Consider the following 13,358-nt stretch of genomic DNA (forward strand, 5'->3'; position numbering starts at 1 on the left):
GTCTCTCACCCTCGAATCAGACGCTGGTAGACGGCCGCCATCTCCAGGCGGACCGCCATCAGCGCCAGTTGTTGCTCGGGTCGGCTGGTGCCGGGCATCACTGCTGAGCCCGGCCCCTCCTCCACGACTCCCCCTGTGACAAGTTCCGGCACGTCGTTGGCATTGACCACGGACACGTCGTCGAAACCGGACAGCCGCGCCGACACTGCCGGACGGTCGGCATCCGAGGTCAGCACGATCGTGCGTGCGCGTTGCGGCAGTGGTCCGTCGATCTCCTCGTCGTGGAAGATCGACGTCTCAGCGGAGCCCCGGCCGAAGCCCGAGCCGAGCGCCACCAGCACGTCGGCCAACCCGACCGCGGCCACCGTCTGCTGGGCCACCCGCAGCATCACCGTGCAGGCGTGCCGCGCCAACGTCAGCGTGGCGGGGGTGTCGCCGGCGAACACGACCTCGCGGCCCACCATCTTCTGGGTGAGCTCCTTGGCGGGATTCGTGAAAAGCTCACGCGCAGCGCTGTTTCGGAACGTCTCCGCGTCGAGTTCGTCGGCCAGCGTGAAGAGGTCAACCCGGATGCCGGTGGTGATCGCCTCCAGCGCCGCCAGCCCCGCGGCGAGGTAGCGCGTCAGTGAGAAATCTTCCGGCACGACGATTCGCGGCGGCAGCGCGACCGACCGGCCCGCGGTCACGTCGCGCAGCGGGCCCTCATAGGGTGCGACGACGATGACCCGCGCGCCGCGGCGCACGCCGACGGCGGCGGCCGATATCAGCGTCGGGTCGCCGGGATCGTCGCCGGCGACGATCACCACGTCGAGGGCACCGATCCACGGCGGTGCCTCGGTCGCGACGACCACCGGGGCGGCCAGTGCGCCGCCGAGCACCTCGGCCAGCATGGTCCCCGCCGTGGCGGCGGTGCCGCGGCCGGCCACCCACACCACCGTCCTCGGGGGCACATCGGAGCGCACCGATCGGAAGTCGCCCTCGTCTAGTGCCGCGGCGGTGGCCCGTACCTGCGCGCCGGCCATCGACGCGGCTCGCAGCAGCCCGTGGCGATCGGCGGCCAGCAGGCCGTCGGTGTCGTCGAGGTCGACCACCGCGGTGGCGTTCACGTCAATTCCTTTGCACCCGAGGCGATCAGCGCGCCGATCTCGTCGACGAGCGCGGCCACCTCCTCGGGGGTGCGGGCCTCGACGTTGAGGCGCAGCAGCGGTTCGGTGTTCGACATCCGCAGGTTGAACCAGCTGCCGTCGCCGAGGTCGACGGTCACGCCGTCGAGGTGGTCGATGGCATGCACCCGCGACCCGAACGCGGCCAGCACGGCGTCGACGATCCTCGGGGCGTCGGCGACGGTGTAGTTGAGCTCGCCGGAGGCCTCGTAGCGCTGATAGTCGGCCATCAGCTCCGACAGCGGCCGGTCCTGTTCGCCGAGCGCGGCGAGCACGTGCAGTGCGGCGAGCATGCCGGAGTCGGCGCCCCAGAAGTCGCGGAAGTAGTAGTGCGCGGAATGCTCGCCGCCGAAGATCGCGCCGGTCTCGGCCATCAGGCCCTTGATGTAGGAGTGCCCGACCCGCGAGCGCAGCGGGGTGCCGCCGCGTTCGATGACCAGTTCGGAGACCGCGCGCGAGGTGATCAGGTTGTAGATGATCGTCGCGCCGATCTCGCGGGTGAGTTCGCGTGCGGCGACCAGCGCGGTGACCGCCGACGGCGACACCGCCTGACCCTTCTCGTCGACGACGAAGCAGCGGTCGGCGTCGCCGTCGAAGGCCAGTCCGATGTCGGCGCCGGTTTCGAGCACGTAGGCCTGCAGGTCGACGAGGTTGGCCGGGTCCAGCGGGTTGGCCTCGTGATTGGGGAAGGTGCCGTCGAGTTCGAAGAACAGCGGCGACAGCGTGACCGACGGGATCGGACCCAGCACGCCGGGGGTGGTGTGGCCGGCCATGCCGTTGCCGGCGTCGACGGCGACCTTGAGCGGCCGTAACTCGCTGACGTCGACCAGCGAGCGCAGGAAGTCGCCGTAGTCGCCGAGCACGTCGCGATCCGTGGCGGTGCCGCGCGGCCCGTCGTACCCGGGCACCCCGGCGATGACCTCGTCACTGATCGTGACCAGTCCGGACTCCTTGCCGACGGGCTTGGCCCCGGCGCGGCACAGCTTGATGCCGTTGTAGGCGGCGGGGTTGTGGCTGGCGGTGAACATCGCGCCCGGGCAGTCGAGCAGGCCCGAGGCGAAGTACAGCTGGTCGGTGGAGGCCAGGCCGATGCGGACGACGTCGAGGCCCTGGGCCATCACGCCCTCGGCGAACGCGGCCGACAGCACCGGGGAGCTCTCGCGCATGTCGTGGCCGATGACGACCTGGTGCGCGCTGTCGCGGACCAGCCGGGCGAACGCGGCGCCGACCTCGCTGACGAACTGCTCGTCGATCTCTGCGCCGACGAGTCCGCGCACGTCATACGCCTTGATGACGCGCTGTACCGCCTCGGCGGGCCGGGACATGGAGGCTCCTCACGCTTACGTGCAGACCGATGCCGCCAGCCTAGCCGTCGGGAGCCGCGGGTACGGCCGCCACTCGTTTCAGTCGGTGGGGTCGGGCAGGACGCGCAGGTGCCCGCGGCGACGCCCGTGGGTTTCGGGCCGGCGCACGGGCGGGGCCATCAGCGCGCCGCCCTGGGCGCCGCTGACGGGATCGGTGAAAGCGGAGAACCCGGCGACCGGCCCGGCCGGGGCCTCGCGTCCTTCGCGTACCGCGTCGGCCAGCGCGACCAGGTCGTCGTCGTCGGGGTGTGTCGGCAGCGGTCCGGCGTGGCGGACCAGTTCCCAGCCGCGGGGGGCGGTGATGCGTCCGGCGTGCTTGACGCACAGGTCCCAGGAGTGCGGCTCGGACACGGTGGCCAGGGGGCCGACGACGGCGGTGGAGTCCGAGTAGACGAACGTGAGCGTCGCGACCGCATAGTGGGGGCAGCCAGGCCGGCAGCAGCGACGGGGAACATTCACGAACGAGAGGTTATCGTGCGGATTCGTCCGTATCCCGGCGGACACGCGCAGCCGGGAGGGGCCCGAAGCCCAACCGTTACGATCTTTTTCGTGACCGGCCGCAACCACCGGGGCTCGCGGCGTGGCCGCGGAATGCGTGGACCGCTGCTCCCTCCCACTGTTCCGGGCTGGCGCAGCCGTGCGGAGCGTTTCGACATGGCGGTGCTGGAGGCCTACGAACCGATCGAGCGGCGCTGGCAGGACCGGGTGGCGACGCTGGACGTCGCGGTCGACGAGATCCCCCGGATCTCGCCGAAGGACCCGGACAGTGTGCAGTGGCCGCCGGAGGTCATCGCCGACGGGCCGATCGCTCTGGCCCGGCTGATACCGGCCGGGGTCGACGTCCGCGGGAATTCTACCCGGGCGCGAATTGTGTTGTTCCGCAAGCCGATCGAGCGACGGGCGAAGGACACCGTCGAGTTGACCGACTTGCTGCATGAGCTACTGGTGGCGCAGGTGGCCACCTATCTGGGCGTCGAGCCGTCGGTGATCGACCCGACGATCGACGACGACTAGATGATGCCGCGCTTGATGCGCCGGCGCTCCCGCTCGGACAGGCCGCCCCAGATGCCGAAGCGCTCGTCATGGGCGAGGGCGTACTCCAGGCACGCGTCGCGCACCTCGCAGCCCTGGCAGATGCGCTTGGCTTCGCGGGTCGAGCCGCCCTTCTCCGGGAAGAAGGCTTCAGGGTCGGTCTGCGCGCACAGCGCACGCTCCTGCCACTGATCCTCTTCGGTTGCCAGCTCGTCGTCGATCGGGTCGGGCACCACGCTCAGTTGCGGGCGCCCCCCGATGCTTGCTGCCACCGGTCCGGTCTGGATGTGCGGCGCACTTCCGACCGAGCCGAGGAGCCTGCTGTCAAAATGAACCGAATTGCCGAAATCGGCGTGCTCAAATGCCATGTTCCCCTCCTCCACAGGTCTCGTAGATCCGTTGTATGCCAGCCCCACTATTGCTCTGTGTGGCCACCCAATTCGAACAAGTGATCGAATCTCGGTCTGCGACACCGGAACCGGCCGGAGAACCGCGAATGACACTGGTGTGATTACACACGCGTTAGCTGTCGCGGTCAAGCGCTAGAACAGGAATTCATACCATTCCGTGACACAAATACGGCGCGTCGCGTTGTGGCGTGTCTGTCACTCCGGCGATTCGAGCCCTCCGGGGGCGCGGGCCGCACAGCCGTGCGCCTAGTCTCGGTCGGTGTGAAGGTCACTGTTCTCGTCGGCGGCGTCGGTGGTGCGCGCTTCCTCCTGGGTGTCCAATATCTGTTGGGGTTGGGGCAGTTCGGTACTCACGATACCGATGAGCATGATGTGACTGCTGTGGTCAACGTCGGCGACGACGCCTGGATGTTCGGCGTGCGCATCTGCCCGGATCTCGACACCTGCATGTACACCCTCGGCGGCGGCATCGATCCCGAGCGGGGCTGGGGACACCGCGACGAAACGTGGCACGCCAAGGAGGAACTCGCCGCCTACGGCGTGCAGCCGGACTGGTTCGGTCTCGGCGACCGCGATCTGGCCACTCACCTGGTGCGTACCCAGATGCTGCGTGCCGGCTATCCGCTCTCGCAGGTGACCGAGGCGCTGTGCCGGCGCTGGAACCCCGGCGTGCGCCTGCTGCCGGCCAGCGACGACCGCAGCGAAACCCACGTGGTGATCACCGAGCCCGAGGACGGCGAGAAGAAGGCCATCCACTTCCAGGAGTGGTGGGTGCGCCACCGCGCCCAGGTGCCCACCGACAGCTTCGCGTTCGTCGGCGCCGACAACGCCACGGCCGCACCGGGTGTCACCGACGCGATCGAGGGCGCCGACGTCGTGCTGATCGCGCCGTCGAATCCCGTCGTGAGCATCGGGGCGATCCTCGGGATCGGCGGCGTCCGCGCCGCACTGCGCGCCACCAAAGCCCCGGTGATCGGCTACTCCCCCATCATCGCGGGAAAGCCGTTGCGCGGCATGGCCGACGCCTGCCTGACGGTGATCGGCGTCGACAGCACCTCCGAGGCAGTCGGCGCCCACTACGGCGCCCGGTCGGGCACCGGGATCCTCGACGGCTGGCTGGTGCATTCCGGCGACGACGCGGTGGTCGAGGGTGTGACGGTGCGCTCGGCGCCGCTGCTGATGAAGGAGCCGGGCGTGACCGCCGAGATGGTGCGGGCCGGGTTGGGTCTGGCCGGGATCACGTTGTGAGCGATCACGGCACCTCGGCTCGGGTGGAACTGCTGCCGGTCCCCGGGCTTCCGGAGTTCCGGCCCGGTGACGATCTGGCCGCGGCCGTCGCCGACGCCGCGCCGTGGCTGCGCGATCACGACATCGTCGTCGTCACCAGCAAGGTGCTGTCCAAGTGCGAGGGCCGCATCGTCGACGCACCCGCCGACCCCGAACTGCGAGATACGCTGCGCCGCAGGCTGATAAACAACGAGGCGGTGCGGGTGCTGGCGCGCAAGGGCCGCACGCTGATCACCGAGAACGCGCTCGGCCTGGTGCAGGCCGCCGCCGGAGTGGACGGATCCAACGTCGACTCGCACGAACTCGCCCTGCTGCCCGTCGATCCCGACGGCAGCGCCGCGGCGTTGGTCGCCGCGCTGCGCGAGCGGCTCGGCGTCGAGGTCGGCGTCGTCGTCACCGACACGATGGGCCGGGCCTGGCGCACGGGGCAGACCGACGTCGCGATCGGCGCGGCCGGGCTGCAGGTACTGCACGCCTACGCCGGTGAGCACGATCAGCACGGCAACGAGTTGATCGTCACCGAGATCGCCGTCGCCGACGAGATCGCCGCGGCCGCGGATCTGGTGAAGGGCAAGCTGACGGCGGTGCCGGTCGCGGTCGTGCGTGGGCTGACGCTGCGCGACGACGGATCGAACGCCCGCACGTTGGTGCGCCCCGGCGAGGAGGACCTCTTCTGGCTCGGCACCGAGGAGGCTCTCTCTCTGGGTCGGTCGCAGGCGCAGTTGCTGCGCCGCTCGGTGCGCAGCTTCACCGACGAACCCGTCGCACCCGAACTCATCGAGTCCGCGGTCGGTGAGGCGCTAACGGCACCCGCGCCGCATCACACCCGGCCGGTGCGGTTCGTGTGGGTGCGCGACGGCGCGGTGCGAGTGCGGCTGCTGGACCGGATGAAGGAACAGTGGCGGAGCGACCTGGCCGGCGACGGGCGCGATCCCTCGTCGGTGGAGCGCCGTGTGGCACGCGGGCAGATTCTCTACGACGCGCCCGAGCTGGTGATCCCGTTCATGGTGCCCGACGGCGCGCACACCTATCCGGATTCGCAGCGCACCGCGGCCGAGCACACGATGTTCACGGTGGCCGTCGGCGCGGCGGTGCAGGGGCTGCTGGTCGGGCTGGCGGTGCGCGGGGTGGGCAGCTGCTGGATCGGGTCGACGATCTTCGCGCCCGATCTGGTGCGCGCCGAACTGGATCTGCCGCCGGACTGGGAGCCGTTGGGGGCGGTGGCGATCGGCTACCCGTCGGACGGGCCGGCGTCCCCGCGCCAGCCGGTGCCGACCGACGGCCTGCTGGTGGTCCGGTGATCTCCGCGAGCAGTCGCAAACTCGTGCACTTTCGGCCCGGTTCGCCCGATTTAGTGTCTGCTCGCGGGGGAACAGAGCGCACGTGAGTCTTCATCAGTCGGCGATCGACACCCTCACCGCGTGGCGGCCTGCCGACCCGGCGCAGGAGTCGATGCGGCACGCGCTGCTGGCCTTCCTCGACGCCAACCCGAAGGCGTGCCTGCGCGAGTCGGTGCCTGGCCACATCACGGGCTCCGCGCTGGTGCTCAATCACGCGGGCACACATGCGTTGTTGACGTTGCATCCGCGGTTCCAGCGTTGGCTGCAACTCGGCGGGCACTGCGAGCCCGAGGACGAGACGCTGGTGGCGGCGGCGCTGCGGGAAGCCACCGAGGAGTCCGGCATCGAGTTCTTGATCATCGACGAGCTGCCCACTGCGGTGCACGTGCATCCGGTGACGTGCTCGCTCGGCGTGCCGACCCGTCACCTCGACGTGCAGTTCGTGGCGCGCGCGCCGAAGGGCGCGGAGGCCGAGCGCAGCGAGGAGTCTCTCGATCTGCGGTGGTGGCCGCTCGACGAGCTGCCCGACGAGAGCGATTTCGGCCTCACCCAGCTCGCCGCCCTCGCGAGGGTGCACCTGCGGTAGTCACCACGCGCCCGCAGCAGCAGCCAGTGCACGTTCGCGGAAGTGCCAGGCCGCCGCGACTCGTTCAACGACGTCGAAGGCCCTGTCTTCGCTGATCACTTTTACGTGCAGCCAGTCGCGCGCACGAATGAGGCGCAGGCGCTTCTCATCCCACACGTACTGCTCTCTGTCCTTGCGATGGTGATCCCCGTCGTATTCGACCGCGATCTTGACGTCTTCCCAGCCCATGTCGAGGTAGGCGAAGGGCTTTCCACTGCTGCCCAACACCGGGATCTGTGTCCTCGGCCGCGGAAAGCCCTTCTGCATCAACAGGAGTCGTAGCCAGGTCTCCTTGGGCGATTGCGCTCCGCCGTCCATCAGCGTCGCGGCGGCCCGTAACTTCTTCACGCCACGCGCACCTCGGTAGGTGTCAGCCAGCGACAGCACCTGGGCGCTGGTGAGGCGCGTCGCGTTGGCCAGGGCGTCGAGGTGCGCGACAGCTTGACCGAGGGGCAGGAACCGTCCGAGGTCGAAGGCCGTTCGCGAGACGGAGGCCACCGCCATGTCCCCGATCTGGACCACTTCGTCGCAGCCGATGCGCTCATTGCGGGCGATGATCCCCGCCGGTGGACGACGGCACTGGTAATTCAACTCGATCGGGGCTCTGCCGCCCACCCATCGCGCTCCGTGCAGCGCTGCGGCTGCCTGCCCGGTGATCACTGCGCGACGCCACGACCACAGCCACGCGCCGACAGTTCTGTCAGCCAGAGTCGGCTCTTCGTTCCGCGAGGTGTAGACGTCAGGGAACAGCCGGCTATAGCCGTAGCGAAGTTGGCCCGGCGTGAGCATCCGTGCAGCGACGGCTTCGCTGCCCAGGAAAACTTTCTCCACGCGCTCTAGTTTCTGGCGGGGATCCGACAGCTCGCGATGGATGCACGCCGGTTATCCACAGCCCCGCGCTCGCGAACGTGCATTCTCTGTAGCGCGGATGGCCCCGCAACTACAAGGAATGCACGTTCGCGGAGCGAGCGTCCGCGACCGGCAGCGGCGAGAGACCTAGATGTCCGTCGAGAAGCGGATGCCGCCGTCGGGGATCGTGATGCCCGGCCACACCCGCGCGCCGCGCAGCAGTTCGCAGCGGGCGCCGATGTCCGCGCCGTCGCCGATCACGCCGTCGCGGATCAGCGCCCGGGGCCCGATGTGCGCGCCGAAGCCGATGATCGACCGCTCGATCACCGCGCCCGCACCCACTTTCACACCGTCGAAGATCACCGCGCCGTCGAGTCGGGCCCCGCCGGCGATCTCGGCGCCGCGCCCGATCACCGTGCCGCCGATCAACAGTGCGCCCGGCGCCACCGACGCCCCGTCGTGCACCAGCTTCTCGCCCCGCTGGTGCGTCAGTGCCGGCGACGGCGCGATGCCGCGCACCAAATCCGCTGAGCCGCGGACGAAATCCTCCGGCGTACCCATGTCGCGCCAGTAGCTGGCGTCGACGTAGCCGCACACCTTGTAGCCGTCGGTCAGCAGTCCGGGGAACACCTCGCGCTCCACCGACAGCGCGCGGCCCTTGGGGATCCGGTCGATCACCGACCGCTTGAACACATAGCAGCCTGCGTTGATCTGGTCGGTCGGCGGGTCTTGCGTCTTCTCCAGGAAGGCTGTCACCCGATCGTCGGAATCTGTTGGCACACAACCGAAGGCGCGCGGATCACCGACGCGCACCAGGTGCAGTGTGACGTCCGCGTCGTTCTCCGAATGCGAGGACAGCAGCGCCCGCAGGTCACACCCGGACAAGACGTCGCCGTTGAAGACGACGGCCGTGTCGTGCCGCAGCCGCGACGCGACGTTGGCGATACCGCCGCCGGTGCCCAGCGGCTCGTCCTCGACGACGTAGTCGATCTGCAGCCCGAGCTTGGACCCGTCACCGAACTCGGCTTCGAACACGCCCGCCTTGTACGACGTTCCGAGCACCACGTGTTCGATGCCCGCATCAGCGATGCGCGACAGCAGATGGGTCAGGAACGGCAGCCCGGCGGTCGGCAGCATCGGCTTCGGCGCCGAGAGCGTCAACGGTCGCAGCCGAGTTCCCATGCCGCCCACCAGGATCACTGCGTCGACGTCGGCCGGATTCACCATCAGCCCTGCCCTTCCTTCCGTCGGGCTCGAAGAGAACTCCGCACGACCAGCCGTGACCGCGCCCCCAATGCCCCCCGGAACGCCCACCGTAACGGTGCCTGCCACCGACGCGGGTACCGATCCGCGAGAAAAGTGTAGGTGCTCTCATGGTGGGCTGCCAGATTGCGGGCCGGGTCGCGCCCGGTGGAGTGACCTTTGGCGTGCAACACCTCCGCCGAGGGCACGTAGACGTTCTGCCAGCCGGCCCGGCCGAGCCGATCGCCGAGGTCGACGTCTTCCATGTACATGAAGTAGCGCTCGTCGAAACCGGAGATCTCCGCGAACGCCGCGCTGCGCAGCAACAGGCACGATCCCGACAGCCAGCCGACGGCACGTTCGCTGGGGTCCTCGCGCTCCTGGCGGTAGACGGCGGTCCACGGGTTCGACGGCCAGACGGGGCCGACGACGGCGTGCATGCCGCCCCGGATGATCGACGGCAAATGCCGCGCCGACGGATACACCGAGCCGTCGGGGTCGCGGATCAGCGGTCCGAGGGCGCCGGCGCGCGGCCAGCGTCCCGCCGCTTCGAGAAGCAGGTCGATGCTGCCCGGGCCCCACTGCACGTCGGGGTTGGCGACGATGAACATGTCGGTCGCCGCGGGTAGGCCGTACTCGGCGACGGCCCGGTTGATCGCCGACCCGTAGCCGAGATTGCCGCCGGTGCGCAGCAGACGTGCGTTCGGGTAGCGCTCGACGGCCTCCTCGGGTGAGCCGTCGGTTGAGCCGTTGTCGGCCATGATCACCGTCACAGGTCGTGCGGTGGCGTGCGCCAGCGAGGCGAGGAACCGGTCGAGGTGGGGCCCCGGCGAATACGTCACGGTCACGACGAAGAGTTCGTCGCTCACGCGGGGGCTACCAATCTCACGGCGTAGAGGGTAACCGGCCCAGCGCGTCGGCCAGTGCCTCGCGCCATCCGCGCAGCGGCGTCAGCCCCGCGCGCGTCGAGCCTTCGGCGGACAACGCTGAGTACGCGGGACGCGGCGCCGGCCGCGGATGGCGGTCGCTGGACACGGGCCGCACCCGCGCCGGATCAGCCCCTAACAGCGAGAACACGGCGCGGGCCTGCTCGAACCGGCTGACCGCGCCGTCGTTGGCGGCGTGCAGCACCGGACCGCGGACGCCGCCGTCGGCGATCTGCAGCAGCGCCCCGCACAGGTCCCCGACGTACGTCGGCGAGCCGATCTGGTCGGCGACGACGTCGACGGTGTCCGAACCGGACGCCGCGCGCCGCATGACCGCGGCGAAGTCGGTCCCGTGGCCGCCCTCGTAGATCCAGGCGGTCCGCACCACATAGGCCGACGGCAGCGCGGTCAGCACCGCCTGCTCGCCGAGCAGCTTGGTGCGCCCGTACACCGACAACGGCCCGGTCTCGTCGTCGATGTCGTACGGGCGCCGCGCTCCGGATGCGCCGAATACGTAGTCGGTGGAGATGTGGATCAGCGACGCCCCGGCCCGCGCGCAGGCCTGCGCGACGTTGCCGGCACCGCTGACGTTGACGGCGTGCGCCCGGTCGGGGTCGGTCTCGGCCTTGTCCACCTGCGTGAAGGCCGCGCAGTTGACGACGACGTCGCCGGGTGAGACGAAGTCGTCGCCGGGGCCGGTGATATCCCACTCCGCCGACGTGAAGGCCCGCACGTCACGTCCCTGCGACGCGGCCTGACCTGCAAGAAAGCGCCCGACCATGCCGCCTGCGCCTGTGATCACGATCCGGTCAGCCATAGGTAGCGAGTGTGGCACGCCGAGGTCGGCTCCCCGTTCTGCCGCCCACCCGCCAGTAGCCTGGGCGGATGCCTGCAGTCCAGATGACCCGCGTCGTCTCCGTCATCGTGACGTTGGCGATAGTGGTCGGCACCGGGGTCGCATGGGGCAAGATCCGGTCGTTCGAGTCGGGCATCAACCACGTCAGCCCGGTCGCGTTGGGCGAGGGCGGCGAGGACGGCGCGATCGACGTCCTGCTGGTCGGCATGGACAGCCGCACCGACGCGCACGGCAATCCGCTGAGCCAGGAGGAGCTCGCGACGCTGCGCGCAGGCGACGACGTCTCCACCAACACCGACACCATCATCCTGGTGCGTATCCCGAACAACGGGCGCTCGGCGACGGCGATCTCGATCCCCCGCGACTCCTACGTGGAGGCGCCCGGCATCGGGAAGATGAAGATCAACGGCGTCTACGGCTCGGTGCACCTGGAGAAGATGAAGGAGCTCGTCGAGCAGCAGGGCGAGGACCCGACGGTCGCGGAGAAGGAAGCCACCGAGGCGGGCCGCGAGGAGCTGATCAAGACGGTCGCCAACCTGACCGGCGTCACCGTCGACCACTACGCCGAGATCGGCCTGCTCGGTTTCGCGCTGATCACCGACGCCCTCGGCGGCGTCAACGTCTGCCTCAAAGATGCTGTCTACGAACCGCTTTCGGGTGCCGACTTCCCCGCGGGCTGGCAGAAGCTGGACGGCCCGCAGGCGCTGAGCTTCGTGCGGCAGCGGCACGATCTGCCCCGCGGCGACCTGGACCGCGTCACCCGTCAGCAGGCGTTCATGGCGTCGCTGGCCCATGAGGTGATCTCCAGCAAGACGCTGTCGAGCCCGGCCACGCTGAACCGGCTCGAGGACGCGGTGCAGCGCTCGGTGGTGCTCTCCGATGGCTGGAACATCATGGACTTCGCCGATCAGCTGACCAAGCTCTCCGGCGGCAACGTCGCGTTCGCCACCATCCCGATCGTCGAGGAGGCCGGCTGGAGCGACGACGGCATGCAGTCGGTGGTGCGGGTGAACCCGTCCGAGGTCAAGGACTGGGTGGAAAGCCTGCTGCACGACCAGGACGAGGGCAAGACCGAGGAGCTGGCCTACAGCAACGACCAGACCACCGCCGACGTCATCAACGACAGCGACGTCAACGGCCTGGCGGCTGCGGTGTCGCAGGTACTGACGGGCAAGGGCTTCGCGGCGGGCAACGTCGGCAACAACGAGGGCGCGAAGGTCACCAACAGCCAGGTGCAGGCCGCCAAGAGTGACGACATGGGCGCGCAGGCGGTGGCCGAGGAGCTGGGTGGGCTGCCGATCGTCCAGGACGCGTCGGTGCCGCCAGGCACCGTGCGCGTCATGCTGGCGGCCGATTACACGGGCCCGGGGTCGGGCCTGGACGGCACGGACGTCGCACTGTCGGCGCCGGTGACGAACGCGTCCGCAGGTGGTGAGGCGCTGCCGACGGCGGCGCCGATCATCACGGCCGGGTCCGACGACCCGCAGTGCGTCAATTGATGAGCAACCTCGGCTCGGCGATTCTCGAGCCTTTGATGGTCCGCAACCCCGCCGGGCCGCGCATCACCTACTACGACGACGCGACTGGTGAGCGCATCGAGTGTTCGACGGTGACGCTGGCGAACTGGGCAGCGAAAACTGGGAACTTGCTGCGCGACGAGATGGGTGCTGCCGCGGGCACGCGCGTGGCGGTGCTGCTGCCCGCGCACTGGCAGACCGCGGCGGTGCTGCTGGGCATCTGGTGGATCGGTGCCGAAGCGGTGCTCGGCGGCGGGGACGCCGAGATGGCGTTGTGCACCGGGGATCGGCTCGATGAGGCCGACGCCGCCGTCAGCGGCGGCGAGGTGGCGGTGCTGTCGCTGGACCCGTTCGGCAAGCCTGTGGCGAATCTGCCTGTGGGAGTGACGGATTACGCGACGGCGGTGAGGGTGCACGGGGACCAGATGGTGCCCGAGCGGCAGCCGGGTCTGGCGCTGAACGGCCGGTCGGTGGACGACGTGCTCGCCGCGGCGCGTTCGGCGGCCGAACAGCAGGGGCTGACGGCGGAGGACCGTGTGCTGTCGTCGGCGCCGTGGGACACCGCCGACGACGTGATCGCGCACCTGGTGGCGCCGTATGTAGCGGGCGCGTCGATCGTGCAGGTGGCGAATGCGGATTCCGCTTTGCTGGACCGTCGTCGCGCCACGGAGAAGACAACTCGCGGCTGAGGCCTCGAGATCGATTTGTGACACAGATCTGCCGTTCTGGCGAACTGTCGACGAGCCT

14 protein-coding genes are annotated in these 13,358 nt (G+C 69.6%); 6 read left to right on the forward strand and 8 right to left on the reverse strand.

Annotation, left to right across the window (positions count from 1 at the left end; genetic code table 11):
- Nucleotides 1-5: 5 nt before the first annotated feature.
- The 3 genes from G6N45_RS24690 to G6N45_RS24700 all read right to left on the reverse strand — a co-directional run bounded on the left by G6N45_RS24690 (nt 6) and on the right by G6N45_RS24700 (nt 2,986).
- Nucleotides 6-1,106, reverse strand: a complete 1,101-nt coding sequence (locus G6N45_RS24690) for a TobH protein (protein ID WP_179965235.1) — start codon at nt 1,104-1,106, stop codon at nt 6-8.
- Nucleotides 1,103-2,488 carry a phosphomannomutase/phosphoglucomutase gene (locus G6N45_RS24695; protein ID WP_163726062.1) on the reverse strand — a complete coding sequence of 462 codons (1,386 nt, stop codon included), beginning with the start codon at nt 2,486-2,488 and terminating at the stop codon, nt 1,103-1,105. Before G6N45_RS24695 ends, G6N45_RS24690 begins: the two co-directional genes overlap by 4 nt.
- Before the next feature lie 78 nt (nt 2,489-2,566).
- Complete coding sequence (locus tag G6N45_RS24700; RefSeq protein ID WP_163726066.1) at nt 2,567-2,986, reverse strand: DUF3499 domain-containing protein; 420 nt, start codon at nt 2,984-2,986, stop codon at nt 2,567-2,569.
- Nucleotides 2,987-3,118: 132 nt separating this feature from the next.
- On the opposite strand from G6N45_RS24700, the gene G6N45_RS24705 reads away from it, so the two are divergent.
- Nucleotides 3,119-3,541, forward strand: a complete 423-nt coding sequence (locus G6N45_RS24705; protein WP_163729031.1) for a metallopeptidase family protein — start codon at nt 3,119-3,121, stop codon at nt 3,539-3,541.
- Here the strand turns inward: G6N45_RS24705 and G6N45_RS24710 are convergent.
- A complete protein-coding gene (locus tag G6N45_RS24710) occupies nt 3,538-3,801 on the reverse strand; it encodes a WhiB family transcriptional regulator (RefSeq protein WP_172506368.1) in 264 nt (87 codons plus the stop codon). The genes G6N45_RS24705 and G6N45_RS24710 overlap by 4 nt on opposite strands.
- Nucleotides 3,802-4,278: 477 nt before the next feature.
- On the opposite strand from G6N45_RS24710, the gene cofD reads away from it, so the two are divergent.
- The 3 genes from cofD (at nt 4,279) to G6N45_RS24725 (ending at nt 7,182) form a co-directional block, all read left to right on the forward strand.
- A complete protein-coding gene (cofD, locus tag G6N45_RS24715; RefSeq protein ID WP_246229195.1) occupies nt 4,279-5,217 on the forward strand; it encodes a 2-phospho-L-lactate transferase in 939 nt (312 codons plus the stop codon).
- On the forward strand, nt 5,214-6,557 hold the full coding sequence (locus tag G6N45_RS24720; RefSeq protein ID WP_163726072.1) for a coenzyme F420-0:L-glutamate ligase: 1,344 nt from the start codon (nt 5,214-5,216) through the stop codon (nt 6,555-6,557). The genes cofD and G6N45_RS24720 overlap by 4 nt, the downstream gene beginning before the upstream one ends.
- 82 nt (nt 6,558-6,639) lie before the next feature.
- Nucleotides 6,640-7,182: an NUDIX hydrolase gene (locus G6N45_RS24725; protein ID WP_163726075.1), complete on the forward strand. Its 543-nt coding sequence runs from the start codon at nt 6,640-6,642 to the stop codon at nt 7,180-7,182.
- Here G6N45_RS24725 and G6N45_RS24730 read toward each other — a convergent pair whose 3' ends face one another.
- From G6N45_RS24730 to rfbD, 4 genes are all read right to left on the reverse strand, one after another.
- On the reverse strand, nt 7,183-8,052 hold the full coding sequence (locus tag G6N45_RS24730) for a putative endonuclease domain-containing protein (protein ID WP_163726078.1): 870 nt from the start codon (nt 8,050-8,052) through the stop codon (nt 7,183-7,185). It lies immediately after the preceding gene.
- A gap of 165 nt (nt 8,053-8,217) precedes the next feature.
- Nucleotides 8,218-9,297 carry a mannose-1-phosphate guanylyltransferase ManB gene (manB, locus tag G6N45_RS24735; RefSeq protein ID WP_163726081.1) on the reverse strand — a complete coding sequence of 360 codons (1,080 nt, stop codon included), beginning with the start codon at nt 9,295-9,297 and terminating at the stop codon, nt 8,218-8,220.
- Nucleotides 9,297-10,181 carry a glycosyltransferase family 2 protein gene (locus tag G6N45_RS24740; RefSeq protein WP_163726084.1) on the reverse strand — a complete coding sequence of 295 codons (885 nt, stop codon included), beginning with the start codon at nt 10,179-10,181 and terminating at the stop codon, nt 9,297-9,299. Before G6N45_RS24740 ends, manB begins: the two co-directional genes overlap by 1 nt.
- Nucleotides 10,182-10,197: 16 nt before the next feature.
- Nucleotides 10,198-11,055, reverse strand: coding sequence for a dTDP-4-dehydrorhamnose reductase (gene rfbD / locus G6N45_RS24745; protein ID WP_163726087.1), 858 nt, complete (start codon nt 11,053-11,055; stop codon nt 10,198-10,200).
- A 68-nt stretch (nt 11,056-11,123) separates the two neighbouring features.
- Between rfbD and G6N45_RS24750 the strand changes: the two genes are divergently transcribed.
- Nucleotides 11,124-12,593, forward strand: coding sequence for an LCP family protein (locus G6N45_RS24750; RefSeq protein ID WP_163726090.1), 1,470 nt, complete (start codon nt 11,124-11,126; stop codon nt 12,591-12,593).
- Nucleotides 12,593-13,300 (forward strand): TIGR03089 family protein, encoded by a 708-nt coding sequence (locus tag G6N45_RS24755; protein WP_179965236.1) that lies wholly within the window; start codon nt 12,593-12,595, stop codon nt 13,298-13,300. The genes G6N45_RS24750 and G6N45_RS24755 overlap by 1 nt, the downstream gene beginning before the upstream one ends.
- Nucleotides 13,301-13,358: the final 58 nt, after the last annotated feature.

Source organism: Mycolicibacterium psychrotolerans (genome assembly GCF_010729305.1).
In the GTDB taxonomy this organism is placed as follows: Bacteria; Actinomycetota; Actinomycetes; order Mycobacteriales; family Mycobacteriaceae; genus Mycobacterium; species Mycobacterium psychrotolerans.

Excerpts from the sequence above, each read along its gene's own strand:
- G6N45_RS24750 (WP_163726090.1), top strand. The coding sequence starts at position 11,124 with ATGCCTGCAGTCCAGATGACCCGCGTCGTCTCCGTCATCGTGACGTTG.
- G6N45_RS24695 (WP_163726062.1), bottom strand. The coding sequence starts at position 2,488 with ATGTCCCGGCCCGCCGAGGCGGTACAGCGCGTCATCAAGGCGTATGAC.
- rfbD (WP_163726087.1), bottom strand. The coding sequence starts at position 11,055 with ATGGCTGACCGGATCGTGATCACAGGCGCAGGCGGCATGGTCGGGCGC.
- G6N45_RS24755 (WP_179965236.1), top strand. The coding sequence starts at position 12,593 with ATGAGCAACCTCGGCTCGGCGATTCTCGAGCCTTTGATGGTCCGCAAC.
- manB (WP_163726081.1), bottom strand. The coding sequence starts at position 9,297 with ATGGTGAATCCGGCCGACGTCGACGCAGTGATCCTGGTGGGCGGCATG.
- G6N45_RS24705 (WP_163729031.1), top strand. The coding sequence starts at position 3,119 with ATGCGTGGACCGCTGCTCCCTCCCACTGTTCCGGGCTGGCGCAGCCGT.